General features: G+C 67.2%; 22 protein-coding genes. 20 read left to right on the forward strand and 2 right to left on the reverse strand.

Features of this window, described 5'->3' with window-relative positions; all coding sequences use genetic code 11:
• The first annotated feature begins 164 nt into the window (after window positions 1-164).
• The 6 genes from jaqu_RS04145 (at window position 165) to jaqu_RS04170 (ending at window position 7,417) form a co-directional block, all read left to right on the forward strand.
• A complete protein-coding gene (locus jaqu_RS04145) occupies window positions 165-1,208 on the forward strand; it encodes a LacI family DNA-binding transcriptional regulator (RefSeq protein WP_043917685.1) in 1,044 nt (347 codons plus the stop codon).
• Window positions 1,209-1,234: 26 nt separating this feature from the next.
• Window positions 1,235-2,569 carry an ABC transporter substrate-binding protein gene (locus tag jaqu_RS04150; RefSeq protein WP_043917686.1) on the forward strand — a complete coding sequence of 445 codons (1,335 nt, stop codon included), beginning with the start codon at window positions 1,235-1,237 and terminating at the stop codon, window positions 2,567-2,569.
• Between the two features lie 63 nt (window positions 2,570-2,632).
• A complete protein-coding gene (locus jaqu_RS04155) occupies window positions 2,633-3,928 on the forward strand; it encodes a sugar ABC transporter permease (RefSeq protein ID WP_084629362.1) in 1,296 nt (431 codons plus the stop codon).
• Window positions 3,925-5,142 carry a carbohydrate ABC transporter permease gene (locus jaqu_RS04160; RefSeq protein WP_043917687.1) on the forward strand — a complete coding sequence of 406 codons (1,218 nt, stop codon included), beginning with the start codon at window positions 3,925-3,927 and terminating at the stop codon, window positions 5,140-5,142. Before jaqu_RS04155 ends, jaqu_RS04160 begins: the two co-directional genes overlap by 4 nt.
• Window positions 5,143-5,147: 5 nt before the next feature.
• Window positions 5,148-6,386 carry an MGH1-like glycoside hydrolase domain-containing protein gene (locus tag jaqu_RS04165; RefSeq protein WP_316243055.1) on the forward strand — a complete coding sequence of 413 codons (1,239 nt, stop codon included), beginning with the start codon at window positions 5,148-5,150 and terminating at the stop codon, window positions 6,384-6,386.
• On the forward strand, window positions 6,383-7,417 hold the full coding sequence (locus jaqu_RS04170) for an ABC transporter ATP-binding protein (RefSeq protein ID WP_043917711.1): 1,035 nt from the start codon (window positions 6,383-6,385) through the stop codon (window positions 7,415-7,417). The genes jaqu_RS04165 and jaqu_RS04170 overlap by 4 nt, the downstream gene beginning before the upstream one ends.
• 52 nt (window positions 7,418-7,469) lie before the next feature.
• Here jaqu_RS04170 and jaqu_RS04175 read toward each other — a convergent pair whose 3' ends face one another.
• Window positions 7,470-8,156, reverse strand: a complete 687-nt coding sequence (locus jaqu_RS04175) for an HAD family hydrolase (RefSeq protein ID WP_043917689.1) — start codon at window positions 8,154-8,156, stop codon at window positions 7,470-7,472.
• A 113-nt stretch (window positions 8,157-8,269) separates the two neighbouring features.
• Here jaqu_RS04175 and clpS point away from each other — a divergent pair, with 113 nt between their 5' ends.
• From clpS to jaqu_RS04195, 4 genes are all read left to right on the forward strand, one after another.
• Window positions 8,270-8,593 carry an ATP-dependent Clp protease adapter ClpS gene (clpS, locus tag jaqu_RS04180; protein WP_089268413.1) on the forward strand — a complete coding sequence of 108 codons (324 nt, stop codon included), beginning with the start codon at window positions 8,270-8,272 and terminating at the stop codon, window positions 8,591-8,593.
• Between the two features lie 73 nt (window positions 8,594-8,666).
• The gene (locus tag jaqu_RS04185; protein WP_236687789.1) at window positions 8,667-9,572 is read left to right on the forward strand and encodes a class I SAM-dependent methyltransferase; all 906 of its coding nucleotides are present in this window, start codon (window positions 8,667-8,669) and stop codon (window positions 9,570-9,572) included.
• A complete protein-coding gene (locus jaqu_RS04190; RefSeq protein WP_043917692.1) occupies window positions 9,569-10,378 on the forward strand; it encodes an SDR family NAD(P)-dependent oxidoreductase in 810 nt (269 codons plus the stop codon). The genes jaqu_RS04185 and jaqu_RS04190 overlap by 4 nt, the downstream gene beginning before the upstream one ends.
• Before the next feature lie 57 nt (window positions 10,379-10,435).
• Entirely contained in the window at window positions 10,436-11,605 is a 1,170-nt protein-coding gene (locus jaqu_RS04195; protein ID WP_043917693.1) for a DegT/DnrJ/EryC1/StrS family aminotransferase, read from the forward strand.
• Window positions 11,606-11,759: 154 nt separating this feature from the next.
• Here jaqu_RS04195 and jaqu_RS04200 read toward each other — a convergent pair whose 3' ends face one another.
• On the reverse strand, window positions 11,760-12,818 hold the full coding sequence (locus tag jaqu_RS04200) for a hypothetical protein (protein ID WP_043917694.1): 1,059 nt from the start codon (window positions 12,816-12,818) through the stop codon (window positions 11,760-11,762).
• A gap of 141 nt (window positions 12,819-12,959) precedes the next feature.
• Here jaqu_RS04200 and jaqu_RS04205 point away from each other — a divergent pair, with 141 nt between their 5' ends.
• The 10 genes from jaqu_RS04205 to jaqu_RS04250 form a co-directional block, all read left to right on the forward strand.
• Window positions 12,960-14,123 (forward strand): acyl-CoA dehydrogenase family protein, encoded by a 1,164-nt coding sequence (locus jaqu_RS04205; RefSeq protein WP_043917695.1) that lies wholly within the window; start codon window positions 12,960-12,962, stop codon window positions 14,121-14,123.
• 70 nt (window positions 14,124-14,193) lie between these two features.
• Window positions 14,194-14,607 (forward strand): DUF1622 domain-containing protein, encoded by a 414-nt coding sequence (locus jaqu_RS04210; RefSeq protein WP_043917696.1) that lies wholly within the window; start codon window positions 14,194-14,196, stop codon window positions 14,605-14,607.
• A complete protein-coding gene (locus tag jaqu_RS04215) occupies window positions 14,604-14,996 on the forward strand; it encodes a hypothetical protein (RefSeq protein ID WP_043917697.1) in 393 nt (130 codons plus the stop codon). Before jaqu_RS04210 ends, jaqu_RS04215 begins: the two co-directional genes overlap by 4 nt.
• Window positions 14,993-15,490 (forward strand): lysozyme inhibitor LprI family protein, encoded by a 498-nt coding sequence (locus jaqu_RS04220; RefSeq protein WP_043917698.1) that lies wholly within the window; start codon window positions 14,993-14,995, stop codon window positions 15,488-15,490. The genes jaqu_RS04215 and jaqu_RS04220 overlap by 4 nt, the downstream gene beginning before the upstream one ends.
• 1 nt (window position 15,491) lies before the next feature.
• A complete protein-coding gene (locus jaqu_RS04225; RefSeq protein ID WP_043917699.1) occupies window positions 15,492-16,073 on the forward strand; it encodes a hypothetical protein in 582 nt (193 codons plus the stop codon).
• A gap of 163 nt (window positions 16,074-16,236) precedes the next feature.
• On the forward strand, window positions 16,237-17,841 hold the full coding sequence (locus jaqu_RS04230) for a carboxyl transferase domain-containing protein (protein WP_043917700.1): 1,605 nt from the start codon (window positions 16,237-16,239) through the stop codon (window positions 17,839-17,841).
• A gap of 128 nt (window positions 17,842-17,969) precedes the next feature.
• A complete protein-coding gene (locus tag jaqu_RS04235; RefSeq protein ID WP_043917701.1) occupies window positions 17,970-18,350 on the forward strand; it encodes a hypothetical protein in 381 nt (126 codons plus the stop codon).
• Window positions 18,289-18,699 (forward strand): ASCH domain-containing protein, encoded by a 411-nt coding sequence (locus jaqu_RS04240; protein ID WP_043917702.1) that lies wholly within the window; start codon window positions 18,289-18,291, stop codon window positions 18,697-18,699. Before jaqu_RS04235 ends, jaqu_RS04240 begins: the two co-directional genes overlap by 62 nt.
• Window positions 18,696-19,025: a hypothetical protein gene (locus tag jaqu_RS04245; RefSeq protein ID WP_043917703.1), complete on the forward strand. Its 330-nt coding sequence runs from the start codon at window positions 18,696-18,698 to the stop codon at window positions 19,023-19,025. The genes jaqu_RS04240 and jaqu_RS04245 overlap by 4 nt, the downstream gene beginning before the upstream one ends.
• Window positions 19,022-20,693, forward strand: a 1,672-nt coding sequence (locus tag jaqu_RS04250; protein ID WP_043917704.1) for an acetyl-CoA carboxylase biotin carboxylase subunit, incomplete at its 3' end; no start/stop codon positions are given. The genes jaqu_RS04245 and jaqu_RS04250, both read left to right, overlap by 4 nt.

Genomic DNA, 20,693 nt, shown 5'->3' on the forward strand with positions numbered 1-20,693 from the left:
TTTTCCGTGGATCGGCCGTTGCGGGTGAGACCGGTTCCGACCTGTTCGGCGCGCCGTGGGGCGCACCTTCCCCGGGATCCGAGAGCGCGCAGGCTACGTGCTCGAGAGCAATGGATCTCAACTTTTCTCTTGCCGAAACCGGTTTCTGTTCTCAACCTGACTGCATGAGTGGTCCGTCCAGGCTTTCAACGCAGGCTCGCCGCGTCACGATCTTGGATGTCGCGGAAGCCATGGGCGTCGCGAAGGGAACGGTGAGCCGCGCGCTCAACGGCCATCCCGACATCGCGGAGGCGACGAAGCGGCGCGCGCGAAAGGTGGCCGATCGGCTGGGCTATCGGCCGCTGGGATCGGCGCAGGCGATCCGCACGGGTCGGTGCCGTTCGCTGGGGCTGGTGATCGAGACGGCGGAGCACGACGCACATCAGCCGTTCCTGGCGGAATTCCTCGCAGGCCTCTCCGACAGCGCCGCCGAGGAGGGCTGGACCCTTACCGTGGCCAGCGCGCCGGGGCGGGACACGTTGGAGACCTACAGACGTCTCATTTCGGACCGCAAGGCCGACGGATTCATAGTACCGAGGACGAAGCTCGACGATCCGCGCGTCACGATGCTGCGCGATGCCGATATCCCGTTCGTGCTGTTCGGGCGCCATGGCGATCCGGACGGCTGCGCCTGGTACGATATCGACATGGTGGGCGCGATGCGCGAGAGCGTGCGCCTGCTGGCAAGGCGGGGCCATCGGCGGATCGCCTTCGTCGGCGGCGGTCCGCAGCACACCTACGAACATCTGCGCGAGGAAGGGTTTCGTGCGGGAATGGACGAGGCCGGGCTGGCGCTGCCCGACGCGTTCGTGCGCCACGGTGCGCTCGACCGGGCCAGCGGGGCGGAGGCGTTCGGCGCCCTGCTGGATCTGCCGGAGGCGCCCACGGCCTTTGTCTGCGCGATCGACGCCGCCGCATTGGGCCTCTGGCGTGCAGCACAGGCGCGGGGCCTCGTCGTGGGGCGGGACGTTGCCATCGTGGGCTACGATGGCGCTCCGGACGGAGCTCATGCGGAACCGCCGCTGGCGACCTGGGCCGTCGATTACGAAGCGGCGGGCCGGCGGCTTGCCGCGCTGCTGATCCGGCGCGCGCGCGGCGAAGCGCCCGAGACGCTGCGCGAGATCGCATATGCAAGATTCCTCGATCGCGGGTCCGCCGTGGCGAGATAAACCAAGTCCACTGGGAGGAGAGACTTATGAAGACCCTGATGCTGGCCGGCTCTCTGCTGGCGCTGACCGCCGCGATGGCGCAGGCGGAGGATCTGCGCTTCTGGACCACGGAGGAACAGCCCGAGCGGCTCGCCAAGCAGGAAGAGATGGCTGCCGCTTTCGCAGAGGCGACAGGCCACACCGTCGAGGTGATCCCGGTCACGGAATCCGATCTAGGCACGCGGGCCACCGCCGCCTTCGCCGCGGGTGACCTGCCGGACGTCATCTATCACACGTTGCAATATGCCCTGCCCTGGGCGGAGGCCGGCATCCTGGACACGGATGCCGCGACGGACGTGATCGAGAACCTCGGCGCAGGGACATTCAGCGCCGGGGCCCTGTCTCTGGCTGCGGTGGACGGGGGCTATGCGTCCGTGCCGGTTGATGGCTGGACGCAGATGATCGTCTACCGGAAGGACCTGTTCGAGGAGGCGGGCTTGGAGGCGCCGGACAGCTATGCCGATGTCCTCGCCGCCATCGAAGCGTTGCACAACCCGCCCGAGATGTACGGCTTCGTCGCCGCCACCAAGGTGGACGAGAACTTCATGTCCCAGGTGCTGGAGCATGTGTTCCTGGCCAATGGCGTGTCGATCGTGGACGAGGACGGCGTCGCCACCCTCGAGGAAGGGCCGACGCTGGAGGTGCTCGACTTCTACAAGGCCATCGCCGATGCGAGCCCCGAGGGGGAGCTCTACTGGGACCAGTCGCGCACGCTCTACTTCTCGGGCAATGCGGCGATGATCATCTGGTCGCCCTTCATCCTGGACGAGCTTGCGGGTCTGCGCGACAGCGCGCCGCCCACGATCACCGATGATCCGACCTCGTCCGAGCTGGCCTCGCGGACCGGGATCGTGACCAACTTCGCCGGACCGTCGAACCCGGATGGCGCGGCCTGGGGCGACATCCGCTACTTCGGGATCACCAGCGACGCGGCCACCGACGCGGCGATGGAGTTCGTCGAGTATTCTATGTCGGAGGGCTACGGGCAGACCTTGTCCATCGCGCCGGAAGGCAAGTTCCCGGTGCGCCGCGGGACGGCGGACAATCCGACGGAATACACCGATCTGTGGGCGACCCTGCCCGTCGGGGTGGATCGGCAGGCGCCGCTCGGCGATCTCTACGAGGCCGCGGTGATCGAGGACATCGTGGGCGGTCTGGATGTAGCGCAACGCTGGGGCGTCGAAGAGAACCAGCTGGCCACCGCGTCGAAGATCATCAACTCCCAGGTGATCAACCGGGTCGTGCGGCAGTATATCGATGGGGAAATCGAAGGCGCCGCTGCCGTCGAGGCCCTGAACGAGGCCATCGCCTCCGTCGAGTGATCCGAACGCGCCTTCCCCGGGCGAGGGCCGGGGAAGGCGCACCCCCGCACACACGGCGCGCCCATGACCGATACGACACCCAGGACGAAGGACGTTCCCGCTTCCGCGACCCCGGCGGACGTGCCCCCGCCCGTAGCCCCCACCGGCCGGGGGCCGCTGGCCCGTGGTGAGGCGCGGCTGGCCTGGGGCATGCTGTTCCCGACGCTGGCCATCGTCGCTGCCGTGGTCCTGCTGCCGCTGCTCGCGATCTTCTGGATCAGCGTGAAGCCGGTACAATTGTCCGATCTGCGGGCACCCGAACTGGTGTTGCGCGAAGACCTGCGAAGGATCGACGCGCCGGGCGAGGAGGGGACATGGCGGTTCCGCCTGCGCAACTCTTCGCCGGATCGCGCCTTGCGGGATGTCTCGTTCACCGACCTCTTGCCGCCCGGTCTCGACCTTGGGACGCTGCCGGAAGCCTGTGCCGCCGAGGCCGGTCAATTGACCTGTACCTTTGGCGACGTGCCCGGCGGCTGGCGCGAGACGCTGGTGATCCCGGCGACGGCCTCTGCGACCTTCGAGGCGGATCTGCGCGTGCAGGACAGCGCGCCGGTTCTGAGCTTCGCTGCATCCTCGGTCCTGACGGACGGGACCTTCACGCTGGACAATTTCGCGCGCATCTTCTCGTCCGCCGAGTTCGTCGACGTCCTCTGGGCGACCATCTTCTACACGGTCGTGGGCACGGTCGGTGCGATCGTCATGGGCCTTTTCGCCGCGCTCCTGCTGGATGCCTCCTTCAAGGGGCGCGGGATCCTGCGCGGTCTCTATCTCTTCCCGTACGTGGCGCCTGTCATCGCGGTCGCCTTCGCCTGGATCATCCTGTTCGACCCGTTCTCCGGCAGTGCCAACGCGCTGCTGATCCGGATGGGCGTGACGGACGAGGCGATCAACTTCTTCGGAGAGCGGCCGCTCGCGCTGATCATGGTCACGCTCTTCGAGATCTGGCGCTACTTCCCGTTGTCCTTCCTCTTCATCCTTGCGCGCATGCAGTCCGTCCCCTCGGACATGTTCGAGGCCGCGGAAATGGACGGCGCTTCGCCGTTCCAGCAATTCCGGTGGCTGATGCTGCCGCAACTCGCGGGCATCCTGGGCGTGCTGTTCCTGCTGCGCTTCATCTGGACGTTCAACAAATTCGACGACATCTTTCTTCTGACCGGGGGCAATGCGGGCACCCGCACCCTGACCGTCAGCGTTTACGAACAGGCCTTCGCGATCTCAAATATCGGAGCAGGCGCCGCCGTCGCGGTGGTGATCTTCGCCTGTCTTCTGGCCTTCAGTGCGCTCTTCTTCCGCGTCATGAGCCGGGAGGAAGGGCTGTGAGCGTGCTGCGCCGGGGCGATATCGCCGGCGGCTTGCTGGGTGCCGCGTGGATGATCACGCTCGCCATCACGGTCGCTGTGGCGGTGGCCTTCGTGATCGGCGATGCGGTGCGGCCGCATTTGGGCGCCGCACTCCTCTTTGGCGCGGTGATCGGCGTCGGCACCTCCGCCCCCCGGATCGGGCCGGGGACGATGCGGATCCTCGTGGCGGTCGCGGTGGCGGCCACCGTACTCTTCGGGGTCGGGCCGATCCGCCTGGGACCCGAGACCGGGCTCTGGGCGCGGCTTCTCGTCACTGTCGGTCTCGCAGGGGGCTTCGCCGTGGCGCTCGGGGCGACGGTCCAGGATCTCGAGCCCGGTCCGAACGACCGCCATGTCTTCGAGACGGCGGTGATCCGGTTCCTGACCGGCTTCGGCGCCATCTTCTTCACGGCGATCGTCGCGATCCCGTTCTGGGTGATGCTGATGACCTCGTTCAAAAGCCGGGCCGAGCAGGTCGCCAACCCGCTTGATTTCGGGATCGACCTGTCGAAGGGGTGGGCGCTGTTCGACAGCTATTACGAGTTGTTCACCCAGTTCGATTTCGGGCTCTACCTGCTCAACAGCGCATTCATCTCGGTTGTCACCGTCCTCGTCACGCTGGCCTTCGCCATCCCCGGCGCTTACGCGGTGGCGCGCCTGCGGTTCAGGGGGCAGAGGGCGTTCAGCCGCGGCATCCTGCTCATCTATATGGTACCGATGATCGTGCTGGCCCTGCCGATCTATATCGCGTTCAGCATGACGGGGCTGCGCAACAGCATCTTCGGCATCCTGCTGATCTATCCGGTCACGACGGTGCCCGTGGCGCTCTACATGCTGCAGGGATACTTCCGGGGTCTTCCGGCGGAGGTCGAGGAGGCGGGCCTGATGGATGGGCTCTCCCGGTTGCAGGTGATCTGGAAGATCACCCTCCCGCTCAGCCTGCCGGCGCTGGCCAGCGTCAGCCTGTACGTCTTCATGATCGCGTGGAACGAATTCCTGCTGGCCTTCATGCTGCTCGACGATCCGTCGAAGTTCACGCTGACCCGCGGCATCGCGGCGCTGAACTCCTCCGAGATTCCGCGCCAGCACCTGATGGCGGGCTCCGTCATCGCCACAGTCCCGATCATGGCCCTGTTTCTGGGGTTGGAGCGGTTCATGACCAAGGGCCTCGCGGCGGGATCGGTAAAAGGATGACACGGATGTCCGAAAGCCTCGACGAGCGGGCGCGCGCGATCCTGCTCGGCAATGACCGTGGCGGATATACGGTGCCGACGGCGGGCCTCTATCCGTTTCAGTGGAACTGGGACTCGGCCTTCGCCGCCTGGGGATTCTCGACCTTCGATCCCGACCGGGCCTGGACCGAGCTGGAAACGCTGTTCGCCCATCAATGGCCGGATGGCATGGTGCCGCATATCGTCTTCCATAGGGACGACGAGGGATACTTCCCTGGGCCGACGGTTTGGAGCACAGGGCGGACGCCCGCCACATCCGGCATATCCCAACCCCCCGTCGCGGCGACCATGGCGCGGCTCGTCCTGGCGGCCGATCCGTCCCACAGAGAGCGGGCGGCGGCGCTCGTGCCGAAACTGCTCGACTGGCACCGATGGTGGATCCGCGCCCGCGTCCGCGACGGTGTGGCCTGCATCGTCCATCCTTGGGAGTCGGGCCGCGATAACGCCTTTGACTGGGATGTAGGCATGGCGAATGTCGACGGCTCCGATGTGGGGCCGTATCAGCGGCGCGACACCGGCCATGTGGATCCGTCGATGCGACCGACCAAGGCCGAATATGACCGCTATCTCGCGCTCGTGCAGTTCGGCCGCGGCATCGGCTGGGACCAGGTCCGCCTGGCCGACGAGGGGCCCTTCCTGATGGCCGATCCCGGCGTCGCCTTCATCCTGATCCGCGCGTGCGAGGACCTTGCCGTGCTGGCCGCCGAGGTCGGCGCCGATCCGGGTGATGCGGCCGAGATGGCCGAGGGTCTGCGCGCCGGTCTCGACACGCTCTGGAACGATGCCCGCGGCCATTGGGATGCGCGCGACTTGCGGACGGACACATTCGCGAACGTGCTCTCGTCCGGCGCGTGGCTCTGCTGGCTGGCCGGAGCAGGACGGCCCGAGATGGAGGCCCACCTCGCAACGGCCTGGGGCGCCGTGCGCCATGGTCTGCCCACCATGGATCCCGCGCATCCCGGGTTCGACGCGCGCCGCTATTGGCGCGGCCCGGCCTGGCCCTTCTACAACGCGCTCGTCGCGATGGGATTGCGCGATGCAGGCAAGGATGCGGAGGCCGAGCGGCTGCGCGCCGATACGGCCGCGCTGATCCGGAACGGCGGCTTCAACGAGTATTTCGATCCCGTCGAGGGCACGCCCTGCGGGGGGAGCGATTTCACATGGACGGCAGCCGTCTGGCTGACCTGGGCGGGGAGAGAGCGATGAGCGCGCAGGTGGAACTGGTCGGGGTCGAGAAGTGGTTCGGCGACGCGCAGGTCATCAAGGGCGTAGACCTCGCCGTTGCCGCCGGGGAATTCGTGGTCTTCGTCGGACCTTCTGGCTGCGGCAAGTCCACCCTGCTGCGGATGATTGCGGGGCTGGAGGAGACCTCGCGCGGCCAGATCCTCGTCGAGGGGCGCGATGCCACCGCCGAGCCTCCATCGAAGCGCGGCCTCGCGATGGTGTTCCAGTCCTACGCTCTCTACCCCCACCTGTCCGTCCGGGAGAATGTGGGCTTTCCGCTGAAGGCCGCGGGGATGTCCAAGGACGAGATCTCCGCCCGCGTGGACGAGGCCGCCCGTGCGCTGAGGCTGACCGATTATCTCGACCGCCGTCCGAAAGATCTGTCAGGGGGTCAGCGTCAGCGCGTGGCCATCGGACGCTCGATCGTGCGCGAGCCGGTGGCGTTCCTCTTCGACGAGCCGCTGTCGAACCTCGATGCCGCGCTGCGCGTCGAGATGCGCTACGAGATCGCCAAGCTGCATCAGCAACTCGGCACCGCGATGATCTACGTGACCCACGACCAGATCGAGGCGATGACGCTCGCCGACCGCATTGTGGTGCTGGAGGCGGGGCGCATCGCGCAGGTGGGCACGCCGCGCGAGCTGTATCTGCGGCCGCGATCGCTGTTCGTGGCGCAATTCATCGGGTCACCCAAGATGAACGTCTTCACGGCCGATGCGGTCCCCGATCTGGACGCGCCGCCGGGAGCCGCGACCCTTGGCGTGCGACCGGAGGACCTGCGGATCGCGCCGCAGGGGGACGGTGGGCTTTCGGGCAGTGTGGACGTTCTCGAATATCTGGGGGCGGACACGTTTGTCATCGTGGATTGCGGCCCGGCGGGGCGCATCACGGCGCGCGTGCCGGGCGAGGCGGGCCTCGCCCCCGGAGAGGCGGTCGCGCTGGAATTCGACCGCTCCGCCCTGCACGCCTTCGACGAGAAGGGTGTCGCGGTCGACGTTCCCGCGAGGTCGTAGATCTGACGCCAGAACCACCGGCGGATTGCCCGCCGGTTGCGCGCGGCCGGGCCTAGAGCGCGGCGATCAGGTCCGGCAATTCGCCGAGATGGGCGATGCGGCGGTAGCGCGGATGGTCGGGCGCCTCGGCGCGTTCCAGTTCCCATTCCAGCTCCGATGGGCAGAACACGCCCCAGGCGCCTGCCTCGATTGCCGGGCGGACGTCCGACCGCATGGAATTGCCGACCATCAGCGCCGCCTCCGACCCCTCGGGCGCGAAGGCACGGGCATAGGTGGCCGAAGTCTTTTCGCTGACGATCTCGACCGCGTCGAACAGATCGCCCAGACCCGATTGAGCCAGCTTCCGCTCCTGGTCGAGCAGGTCGCCTTTGGTGATCAGCACCAGCCGGTGATCGCGTGCCAGCGCCTCGACCGTCTCGCGGGCATGGGGCAGCAGGTCGACGGGATGGGCCAGCATTTCGCGTCCGGCGGCGAGGATCTCGCCGATCACCGAGGCGGGCACCCGCCCCTCGGTCACCTCGACGGCGGTCTCGATCATCGACAGGACGAATCCCTTGATCCCGAAGCCGTAGATCCCGAGGTTGCGCCGCTCGGCTTCCAGCAGGCGATCCATCAGGTGATCCCGCTCCGCATGGTCGGCCAGAAGCTCGGCGAAATGCGCCTGCGTCATCTGGAAGAAGGTCTCGTTGTGCCAGAGCGTGTCGTCGGCATCGAAACCGATTGCATCGAGTCGGGACATTTGAGGCTCTTTTCAGACGGGTGCCCCTGCCTATATCAAGGGGCCTGACCAATTGCCCAGACTGACCCGTTCGGATGGTATCCATGGCCCTGCTCGCGCGCGACCTGACATCTATGGCAGACACGCCCGACGAAGGTGACGGCGACACGACCGTCGTGACCAAGACCAAGCCCAAGACGGCAAAACCGCCGCTCTACAAGGTACTTTTGCTGAACGACGACTACACGCCGATGGAATTCGTCGTCCACGTGCTGGAACGGTTCTTCGGGGTCAGTCACTCCCAGGCGGTCGAGATCATGCTGACCGTTCACAAGAAGGGTGTGGCCGTGGTCGGCGTCTACAGTCACGAGATCGCCGAGACCAAGGTCGCGCAGGTGATGGATTTCGCGCGCCGCAACCAGCATCCGTTGCAATGCACGATGGAGAAGGAGGAGTGATCCTCTGACCCGCCGCCTTCTCGCGGCGCTCGATGTCGGTGCCGTCGCCCTGCCGGAAGGGCGTATCCTGCTGATGCGCCCACCCCATGACGTTTCACTTCCGGACCCGTCCGCTTGTTACGCCTATCAGCCGATCCGTCCCGTCCACGATGCCTTTAAGGAGTCGGGTTACGAGGCCGGGGCGGACATGCCGGACATGGCATGTGCGGCCGCCATCGTCTTCGCGCCTCGCGCTCGCGTTCTGGCGTGGGATCTGGTGGCGCGGGCCTGTGCGGCGATCCCGAAGGGTGCCCCCGTGATCGTGGACGGCGACAAGACGGATGGGATCGAGACGCTGCTGCGCGACTGTCGAAAGGTCGCCGAGGTCGGAGAGGTGTTCTCCAAGGCCCACGGCAAGGTCTTTTCCTTCGCTTCGCCCGGTGTCCTTGACGATTGGCACACGCCGTCGCTCGACGCCGATGGCTGGCAGACCCGGCCCGGCATCTTCTCGGCTGACGGCGTCGATCCGGGCTCCGCGCTTCTGGCCGAGACGCTGCCGCCGCTTTCGGGACGCGTGTGCGACCTGGGCGCGGGTTGGGGGTACCTGTCGGCCAAGGTGCTGGCCGCGTCTCCGGGCGTGACCGCGCTGGACATGGTCGAAGCGGATCGCGACGCGCTGGATTGTGCTGAAGTCAACGTGTCCGACCCGCGCGGGCGGCCGCACTGGGCGGATGCCACGACCTGGAAGGGCGGGCCATATGATGCGGTGATCACCAATCCGCCTTTTCACGAGGGGCGACGTGCTGATCCGGGTCTGGGCCGGGCCTTCATCGCGACGGCGGCGCGGGTGCTCGCGCCGAAGGGGCGCCTGTTCCTCGTGGCAAATCGGCACCTGCCCTACGAGGCGGCGCTTTCGGATGCCTTCGCGGAAACGATGGTCCGCGCCGACGCCCGGGGATACAAGGTGATCGAGGCGGCACGACCCAGGAGACGCGCATGACCCTCTCGATCGCGGGCAAGACGGCCATCGTCACGGGGGCCGCCAACGGCGTCGGGCTGGCCATCGGACGGCATTTCATCGACCAGGGCGCGAACGTCATGTTCGCCGACCGGGACGAGGCTAAGCTGGAGGCCGAACTGGGTGAGGCAGAGGACGAGGACAATCCGTCCCTGCGCTACTTCGCGGGCGATTTGCGGGAACGTCTGACCGTGGCGAACCTCTTGTCGGCCACCATCGACGCCTTCGATCGTGTGGACATCCTGATCAACGCGTCGCGTCAGGTGATCCCGACCGATCCCCTCGATCCCGGCGATGAAAGCGTCCAGACGCTGCTGGAGCAGAACCTGATGACGCCGCTGCGCCTGTCCCAGGCGATTGCCAACAGGATGCTGCAGCAGGCCGAGGATTCCGACGATGACGGCCCGGCGGGCGCCATCGTCAATATCGGGTCCATCGCCGCAAGGCGGACGCAGCCGGACCTTTTGGGCTTCTCGATCAGCGCGGCGGCGTTGGATCAGGCGACGCGCAGCCTGGCCGTCCATCTCGCCCCTCGGGGCATCCGGGTCAATGGCGTCTCGGTCGGATCGGTCATGTCCAACGCGCTGAAGACCCGTCTCAAGGAAGACGACCAGTTGCGGGGCGAAATCGTCGATGCCACGCCCATGGGTCGCATCGCGGCTCCGGCCGAACTGGCGGAAACGGTCCAGTATCTCGCCTCGGATGCGTCCAGCTTCATGACCGGCCAGATCCTGACCATCGACGGCGGGCGCACTCTCATCGACCCGGTCGTGGGGCCGGTTCACTGACACGATGGGTCGCTTGCGCGCTTGCAAATCCGGACGCGCGCGCGCCTAGCTGAGCGCATGGAACGCTTCGAGAAGTCGTTCACCCGGCAGGAACCCATCCCCGAGGCGGGCATCGCCGCCGCGACCGAGGTCATGCGCTCGGGTATCCTGCACCGCTACGGGGCCGACCCGAGCCATGTCGCCGCGCTGGAGGCGGAATTCGCCGCGCAGATCGGGGCCGCCCATGCCATCGCCGTGGCCTCCGGTGGCTACGCGATGGGCTGCGCGCTCCGGGCGCTGGATGTGCAGCCGGGCGAGCCGGTCCTGACCAACGCCTGGACGCTGGCCCCCGTGCCCGGTGCTATCGCCGCCACGGGTGCGCGCCCCCTGCTGGTCGAAGTGGGCGAGGATCTGACCATCGACCTGGAGGATCTGGCCGCAAAGGCGCCGCAGGCCCGACTGCTGATGCTCAGCCACATGCGCGGCCATCTCGCCGACATGGAAAGGTTGATGGCGGTCTGCGACACCCATGGAGTGACGGTGATCGAGGATTGCGCCCACACGATGGGGGCAAGCTGGAACGGCCATCCCTCGGGCCGCTGGGGTGCCGTCGGCTGCTTCAGCACTCAGACCTACAAGCACGTCAATTCCGGCGAAGGGGGGCTGATCGTCACCGACGATCCCGACCTTGCGGCGCGGATGGTCCTAATGTCGGGCAGCTACATGCTCTATGGCCGTCACGGCGCCGCCCCATCCGAGGAGGTGTTCGCACGCCACACGGCGCAGATGCCCAATGTCTCCGGCCGCATGGACGAGCTCCGCGCCGCCATCCTGCGCCCCCAGATCGCGGACCTTCCGTTGCAGGCCAAGCGGTGGAACGATCGCTATCGCATCCTCGAAGAGGCTTTCCGTGCCACGCCCGGCCTCAAGATGATCGAGCGGCCCCAGCAGGAGGCCTTCGTCGGCTCTTCGATCCAGGTGCTTGCCGCCCATGCCGAGACCCTGCCCGGCTTCGTCGACGGTTGCGCCGCGCGCGGGGTCGAGTGGAAATGGTTCGGTGCCGACAGGCCGCAGGGCTTCACCTCGGCCCATGCCCATTGGGGCTATGTCGAGGCGCAGACCCTGCCGCGCACCGATGCGATCCTGTCGCGGCTTCTGGACATGCGCGTTCCCCTGACTTTCGATGCGGAGGATTGCGCCCGCATCGGCCGGATCGTCGCCGACGAAGCGGCGCGCCATCTGGCCTGAAAGCGGACCTCACGAAAATGCGGACACTCCGCGACTGGAACCGGGCCGATCCGATGCCAACGTCTTGGGTGTCCCTGGATCCGGTCTGCCTGTCTTCTCCGGATCCTTCCTGACCCGCACTACGGGATGGCGTTTCGCCATCCCGTTTTTTCGACTACCACCCCCGACGGTCCGTGTCGTCGTCGTCGTCCTCGCGCATCCGCTCGATCCGTCGGAACAGACCACCCGGAGACAGCGCATTCGGCATCTCGATCCGCAGGGCGTGGGCACAGATCTCCGAGCAGAACCACTTCTCCGGGTCCTCCCGGTTGAAAGCGAAGAGGTGGCTCAGCCACATCGCCTTGTAGTCGTATGGCTTGCCCGCATGTTCCACCGCGAGGTCCCAGGCATCGTAATCGGCGAAGGGCAGGGGCACGAAATCCCAGTTCTCCTTCTTGAAGGCGATGGGTTTGACGCGCACGCCCTTGTCCCGCCCGGAGGACGAGACCGACCAGGCCACCTCGCCATCGTCCGGGATGCCCGCGGCGGCGACGAGTTCGCAGTGGGTATAGTGAGAGCGCGACGCCTTCCGGATGACGGCGAATTGCGCGACCGTCATCAGGCGGGTCACGGTGTCCTTCCACTCGCCGCGGCCCTTGTAAAACGCCATGTAGTAGGATCCCCGCAGGAAGCGGGGCGCGCGCGCCATGTTGACCAGCAGGCCGTACAGCTCCGTCGGCGACGGGGCCTTGGCCAGTTGCAGGTCCAGCGCATGGGCGCACAACTCGGCGCTGAACCAGCTGTCCTTCGCCTTGCGGCGCAGCGGCTTGAACAGGCTCTTCCACATGGCGTGCCGGTCGGGTGCCTTGCCCAGATGTGCCTCCGCCCGCTGCCAGGCATCGGCAGGGGCGTGGGGCAGGGGAACGAAATCCCAATGACCCGCCTTGAAGGTGATGACCTTCTTGCGCACCGCCCCGTCTCGGTCCGAAGCGGAGATCGCCCAGGCTCGGCCCCCATCCTCGACCGGCGCCGAGGCGGCGACGAGTTCGCAATGTGTATAGGTCGGCTCTGTCGAGAGCGGCTTCTTCGACAGCGACAGCCGCTCCAGCAGGCGGGTGATCTTGTCGGCCCGCTCACCCTCGCCCTTGTAGAAGGCCATCACGTAGCGGCCCTGACCCGTGGTCAGCTCCGGCTCGCCCCGCTCCGAAGCGCCGGCCTGCATGGTTCCGTCCATTTCCCCGATCCTCGTACGCTGGACCCTGCGTCACTTTGTGCGGGGGGACAGGCGCCGGGCAAGTCCGGTTTTCCCGACCCGCCGCTGGACGGCGCGGGGCCGGACGGCTAACCCGTTGACCGAAAATCGAGGGAGGGGACGATGTTCACGCATACGATGCGCTTCGATCTGGGCGAGGATGTCGAGGCCCTGCGCGAGATGGTTCATCGCTGGGCGCAGGACCGCGTCAAGCCGATGGCGTCCGAGATCGACGGCTCGAACGCGTTCCCCAACGACCTCTGGTCGGAGATGGGCGAGCTGGGCCTTCTGGGCATAACCGTCCCCGAGGAGGATGGAGGCGCCGGGATGGGATACCTCGCCCATACCGTCGCCATCGAGGAGATCGCCCGCGCCAGCGCCTCGGTCAGCCTCAGCTACGGCGCCCATTCCAACCTCTGCGTCAACCAGATCGCCCTGAACGGCGACGCCGACCAGAAGGCACGCTATCTGCCCGACCTGATCTCGGGCGCCGCCGTCGGCGCGCTCGCCATGTCCGAGGCGGGCGCCGGGTCCGACGTCGTGGGGATGAAGCTGCGCGCCGACAAGCGCAACGACCGCTATGTCCTGAACGGCACGAAGTACTGGATCACCAATGGCCCCGACGCCTCCACTCTGGTGGTCTACGCCAAGACCGACCCCGAGGCCGGATCCAGGGGCATCACCGCCTTCCTGGTCGAGAAGGCGATGAAGGGCTTCAGCACGTCGCCCCATTTCGACAAGCTGGGCATGCGCGGCTCGAATACGGCAGAACTGATCTTCGAGGATGTGGAGGTCCCGTTCGAGAATGTCCTCGGCGAAGAAGGGCGTGGCGTTCAGGTTCTGATGTCGGGCCTCGACTACGAACGCGTCGTTCTGGCGGGCATCGGGCTGGGCATCATGGCCGCCTGTCTCGACGAGATCATGCCCTACCTGGCCGAGCGCAGGCAGTTCGGCAAGCCCATCGGTTCGTTCCAGCTCATGCAGGGCAAGATCGCAGACATGTACACGGCGATGAACTCTGCCCGGGCTTATGTCTACGAGGCTGCGAAGGCCTGCGACCGAGGGGAGGTCACGCGCCAGGACGCCGCCGCCTGCTGCCTCTATGCGTCCGAACAGGCGATGGTGCAGGCCCATCAGGCCGTGCAGGCCATGGGCGGCGCCGGTTTCATGAACGACACCCCCGTCAGCCGCCTCTTCCGAGACGCCAAGCTGATGGAGATCGGCGCGGGGACGTCCGAGATCCGGCGCATGCTGGTCGGGCGGGAGCTGATGGGGGCGATGGGGTGATCCGCGCGGCGGTGATCACGGCGGCCGATGCTGGACCTGCCTGTCTCGGCTTTTCGCCGAACGGGGAAACATGAACGAAGACCCGCCAACCGCTTTCCTAGACTACGTTCGCGAAACGCCGCTTCTGCATGAGGAGCTGCACTACGTCACCCTCGCCTTCGAGTGGATCGCCGCGATCACCGACGTGCTGGCCTGCGCGATCCTGATGATCGGCGCCGCCCGGTTCGTCTGGGGCTTCGCCCGCGCCGAACTCAGCCGCGACACCCAGACCCGCGTCCGCGGCGTGAACACCGAGCGGGTCGAACTGGGCCGCTACATCCTCGCCGGGCTCGAATTGCTGATCGTCTCGGATATCATCCACACGGCCCTCAGCCTCGCCATGGCGGATCTGGTCTTCCTCGGGTTGCTCGTGGTCATTCGCAGCCTCGTGTCGTATTTCCTGGACCGGGAACTGTCCGAGGTGAAGAAGGAGCTGCGTCAATGAGCCGGCCCCCCAAGCGCAAGGGTCTGACGCCGCAGCAGAAGAAGGCGCTGTCCTACGCGCGCGACCATCGGCCCGCCTACGGTCAGAACGACAAGGCCGCCCGCAAACTCGTGCCGTTGCGAAAGGCGCAGGAACGCCGCGCGAGCCGCCGCAAGGACAAGGCCGTGCTGATGCAGACCCCTGAGGAGGCGCTGCCCGAGGTGCGGCGCGGGAACTGGCGCAAGGCGCCCGACCTGCCTCTGGGGGCCGATCTCGAATACGGCCATTTCAGCGACAATGCCCACCGGACCGGTGTGGCCTGGGACAAATCCGCTGCCGAGCCGCCCCATATCGACCGCGCGCGCCGGGTGCGGCGCCGCGTCGTCCGCGTGCTGAAGGGCAAGGGATGAGGGCGCTTATCATCCCTCTTGCGTTGATGGCCGCTCCGTCCGCCGCGCAGGAGATTGTCTTCGACCCCAGCCCGGTCGAGATCTGTCTCTCCGTCCATCGCAACGACGACCGAACGCCCGATTGCGTCGGCGCCGCCGCCGAAACTTGCATGGAACAGACCGACGGGGGCTATTCGACCGTCGGCATGGCGAAATGCACCAACGCGGAAACCGACGAGTGGGACCGGCTTCTGAACGCCGAATATCAGGCTTTGCGGGCGGAACTGGAGGAGGCGGATGCGCGGTTCGGCGGCGGCATAGACCGGTCCGATGCGATCCGAGATGCACAGCGCGCCTGGATCGCCTTCCGCGATGCGGATTGCATGGCGAAATACGCACAGTATCAGGACGGGACGATCCGCACGACCATCGGCACGATCTGCCATCTGACCCATACCGCCCGCCGCACCTTAGAATTGCGCGGGATGCGCGAAGGCTTGGACGGGGACCTCTGACGTGCTTTTTGATCGCGCTTTCGGTGTTGCCTGCGCGCTTGCCGCCGCGACGCTGTCCAGTCCCGCAGTCGCGCAGGATCTCTCGCGCTTCGAAGCCTGCATCGGCCCGGAACTCGAAGCCCGCTCGAAACTGATCGCTTACGCGGCGCCCTGCGTGATCGCGGGTGAGTGCCCAGAGGGATTTCTCGACGACTGGACCGGCTGGGCCTCGGGGGTCGAGACCCAATGCGCGGCCCGTCAGTTCGACGATTGCGCCGTCTCCGATGATCCTGCCGCCTGTCTCGGTGCGCTGTCCACGATGCTCGAAGCGGAGCGTGCGGCAATCGCCGCCGACTTGACGGATGAGCGCATCGCCGCGGCCGCCGAGCAGGCGGGCGGCTTCCGGGGCCGTTCGGTCGGCAGGAACGTCGGGATGATTCGAGCGCCAGAGACGTCGACGTGCCCTCCGACTTTTGCAATATTCGACGATGCGCTTTCGCTTGCGCCGGGGACGAGTTGCAAGGCGTTCGACGCCATGGCGCGGTGGAGCAGCGCGCGCATGTATCTGCGCATGGTGGAGAAAGCCGAGGCCTCGCTCGACTAGGGCCGCCGCGGGGCACCTTCGTCGGCTTTCTACGGGCGCGCGGATCCGTTTCAGCCGTCGGGGCAGGTGCTGGCCTGTCGCATTGCCGGGATGGCGCCTTACCCCTCGCTTCCCCGGCGCGGTGCTGATTAGATGTGCGCGATTGCCGCACCGGGATGCACAGATGAAACTCACTTCCGCCCTCGTCCCCAATTCCGAGGAGGCGCGTGCCAACCGTGCGGCGCACGAGGCCGCGTTGGCCGAGGTGGCCGAGGCCGCGGCCCTTGCCCAAGCGGGCGGCGGCGAGCGGGCGAAGGAGCGTCATCTGTCACGCGGAAAGATGCTGCCTCGCGACCGCGTGGCGGGATTGCTTGATCCAGGCTCGCCGCTTCTGGAGGTCGGGCTCTTCGCGGCGCATGGCATGTATGACGGTGCGGCCCCGGCGGCAGGCGCCATCGCGGGGATCGGGCTGGTCCATGGGCGCCAGGTCATGGTCGTCTGCAACGATGCCACCGTGAAGGGTGGCACCTACTACCCGATGACCGTCAAGAAACACCTTCGGGCCCAGGAGATCGCAGAGGAGAACCGCCTTCCCTGCATTTACCTCGTCGACAGCGGGGGCGCGAACCTGCCCAATCAGGACGAGGTCTTTCCCGACCGCGATCACTTCGGACGGATCTTCTACAACCAAGCCCGGATGTCGGCGAAGGGTATTGCCCAGATCGCCGTTGTGATGGGTTCCTGTACCGCCGGCGGTGCCTACGTGCCCGCCATGTCCGACGTCTCGATCATCGTGCGCGAACAGGGGACGATCTTCCTGGCCGGCCCGCCCCTCGTGAAGGCCGCCACCGGAGAGGAGGTGACGGCCGAGGATCTGGGCGGCGGCGACGTGCATACCCGCCTGTCGGGGGTCGCGGATTACCTCGCCGAGGACGATGCCCACGCGCTCGCTCTCGCGCGGGACGCCGTCCGAAATGTTGAAGTCGGCCCGAGGGTTATGGGCGGGGTGTCCGATTTCGAGCCGCCCGCCTACGATCCGTCCGAGTTGCTGGACGTTGTGCCCGCAAGCCTGTCGACCCCCTATGACATCCGGGAGGTCATCGCCCGTCTTGTCGATGGCTCTCGGTTCGACGAGTTCAAGGCCCGCTTCGGTGAGACGCTGGTGACCGGGTTCGCCGAGATCGAAGGGATGCAGGTCGGCATCGTCGCCAATAACGGGGTGCTCTTCAGCGAGTCCGCGCAGAAGGGCGCGCACTTCGTCGAACTGTGCAGCCAGCGACGCATCCCTCTGATCTTCCTTCAGAATATCACAGGGTTCATGGTTGGTCGCAAATACGAGAACGAGGGCATTGCGCGGCATGGCGCCAAGATGGTGACCGCCGTGGCGAGCACCTCAGTGCCGAAGATCACCATGCTGGTCGGCGGCAGTTTCGGGGCCGGGAATTACGGCATGGCGGGCCGGGCCTACCAGCCGCGGTTCCTGTGGACCTGGCCCAATTCGCGCATCTCGGTGATGGGCGGCGCGCAGGCGGCAGGCGTGCTGGCCACCGTGAAACGTGAGCAGATTCAACGCGCTGGCGGCGAATGGTCCGCCGAGGAGGAGGCCGAGTTCAAGCGCCCGACCGAAGAGATGTTCGCCCGCCAATCGCATCCCCTCTACGCCTCCGCGCGGCTTTGGGACGACGGCATCATCGACCCCCGGAAGTCGCGTGAGGTGCTGGCTCTGTCGCTGCGCGCGGCGCTGAACGCCCCTATCGAGGAGACACGCTTCGGCGTGTTTCGGATGTAATATGTGCAAAAATGCTGATGCACCCCCTGTGCACCCCCTGTGCACCCCCTGTGCAGACGCGCGGTGCACCATCGGCCTCCGATCCGTCGCGCCATTCTTTCGCCCTGTTGGCGACCTAGCGCGTCGGCATGATCCGGGAACGTCGCGCGGATGCGCGCCCACCATGGCTTCGCGCGCTGGTGCGCCGCCTGTTGCGCAGGCTGGTGCGCCGGATCGTCATCGTGGCGGTGGTGACGCTCGCCCTGGCCCTGTCGGGCACGTCGCGCATGGAGGTGACGGCGGGCCTGTCGGGACTAGCACACGAATTCGTCGTCACGATGAACGCCGCCGTCATCGCACGCCGCCAGGCCGAACCGGGTCCCCGCACATGCAAGCCGTCAGAGACGGTCATCCGGGGGAACATGCGCTTCGAGCGGGTGGCGACCGATGCCTGCCGGGGGCGCGTCGATGACGTCGCTGGAGGCCCTCAAGGCGACCTATCCGGGCGCGCAGGCCTATCGCTTCGGTGACGGCCCGGACCTGTGCGCCGAGTTGACCGCGCTGGTCGTCTCGGGTGCGAAGACCGCGACTTGCGGCCGCCTGTCGGACTATCCCGAAGGCGATCCCGACCGGCCCGTCGTCGGACGCCGGGATATCGCCTGCCTTTGGGACTGGACGCCCGCCTGCGTGACCGAGACGGTCAAGGTGACCGAACGGCGCTTTCGCGATGTGCCCGAGGACTTTGCCCTGGCCGAGGGCGAGGGAACGTTCGAGGAGTGGCGCCGGGGGCACGAGACCTATTTCGGGCGCAACGGCGGCTTCGATCCAGGCATGTGGCTGCTCTGCGAGCGGTTCCGCGTGGTGGAGGTGGTCGGGTGAAGGGTCAGGTTCTGGATGCGTATCCGGTCGACGGACGCGGGACGGTCATCCGCTTTAGGCTTGCCGGCCGTGAGATCAGCCGCACGGGCTCACACCATGTCGATTGGGCAGCCCTTCCGGATGCGCCTGCGCCGGGCGACCCTATCCGTGTCGCCGGACAGGGCGGCCGCGTGCTGGCGCTCGATGAAAATGGCATTCGAGTGAGGGCCTGCCTCACCGGCCGCCCCATCGCGCCGGAAGGTACGGTCCTGACCGATCTGCCGCCGCTGACGAAAGACGCGTTCGGTGCCGACGTCACGATCGGCACCGACATGGAGGGGTCATGATCCGCAAGCTTCTGATCGCGAACCGGGGGGAGATCGCCTGCCGGGTCATCGACACCTGCCGCAGGCTGGGCGTCCGCACGGTGGCCGTCCATTCCGAGATCGACCGCGAGGCGCGTCATGTCGCCATGGCGGACGAGGCGGTCTCGCTGGGCGGCGCCTCCCCGGCCGAGAGCTATCTGCGCGGCGACGCCATCATCGAAGCGATGCGCGCGACCAAGGCGGATGCGGTGCATCCGGGCTATGGCTTCCTGTCCGAGAACCCCGATTTCGTGGAGGCCGTCGAGGCGGCGGGGCTGATCTTCGTTGGGCCCTCGGCCGAGGCGATCCGGGCGATGGGCCTGAAGGACGCCGCCAAGAAGCTGATGGAAGAGGCGGGCGTCCCCGTTGTGCCGGGCTATCACGGCGTCGATCAGGCCGATGTCCGGCTGGCGCAGGAGGCGGCCAAGATCGGCTGGCCGGTCCTGATCAAGGCCGTCGCGGGTGGCGGCGGCAAGGGGATGCGCCGCGTCGATGCGGAGGCCGATTTTGCCGAGGCGCTGGCCTCGGCCCGAGCGGAGGCCAAGGCCGCCTTCGGCGACGACCGGGTGCTGATCGAGAAGTTCGTCGCCACCCCACGCCATATCGAAGTGCAGGTCTTCGGCGACGGGACGCGCGCCGTGCATCTGTTCGAGCGTGACTGCTCTCTGCAACGGCGCCACCAGAAGGTCATCGAGGAAGCGCCCGCCCCCGGCATGACGCCCGAGATGCGCGAGGCGATGGGGCAGGCCGCCGTGCGCGCCGCCGAGGCCATCGGCTACCGCGGGGCGGGCACGGTCGAGTTCATCGTGGATGCCTCGGACGGGCTGCGCCCGGACCGGTTCTACTTCATGGAGATGAACACCCGGCTGCAGGTCGAGCACCCCGTCACCGAAGAGATCACGGGCGTGGATCTGGTGGAGTGGATGCTGCGGGTCGCCTCGGGAGAGGCGCTGTGGGTGGATCAGGCGGATCTGTCGATCACGGGCCACAGCTTCGAGGCACGGCTCTATGCCGAGGATCCGGCGGCGGGGTTCCTGCCCGCGACGGGACGGCTGGCGCGGCTGCGCTTTCCCGACCGCGCCCGGATCGAGACCGGGGTGCGCGAGGGTGACGCGATCAGCCCGCATTACGATCCCATGATCGCGAAGATCGTCACCCACGGGCCGACGCGCGGTGCGGCGCTGGGCGCGCTGGAGCGGGCGCTGGCGGGCACGCAGGTCGCCGGGACCGTCACCAACCTCGCCTTCCTGCGGCGCCTGACACGTCACGACGGGTTCGGCCGCGGGGAGGTGGATACCGGGCTGATCGACCGCGAGGCCGAAGCTCTCTCGACCCATCCGGTCGCCTGCATCCGGACGCGGGCGCTGGCGGCCTGCTTGGCGCTGGGTCTGGACGAGGCACCGGACCATGAGGGGTTCGCGCTCTGGGCGCCTCTGAGTTGGCAGGTGGCTTTGGGCCATCGGGGCGAAGAGATCTCGGCGCGCGTCACCGTTAGGGGGGCGGGCCGCTATTCCGTCGATCTGGGCGAGGGGCCGATTGCGGTGACGCGGGGCGCAGGCTGGCAGGTGGACGGCCGCCCGGTCCATGCCGACTGGGCCCGGCATGGCGGTGTGCTGACGGTCTTCTGGGGCAACGCCTATCCGTTCGACC

It is taken from the genome of Jannaschia aquimarina (genome assembly GCF_000877395.1).
In the GTDB taxonomy this organism is placed as follows: domain Bacteria; phylum Pseudomonadota; class Alphaproteobacteria; order Rhodobacterales; family Rhodobacteraceae; genus Jannaschia; species Jannaschia aquimarina.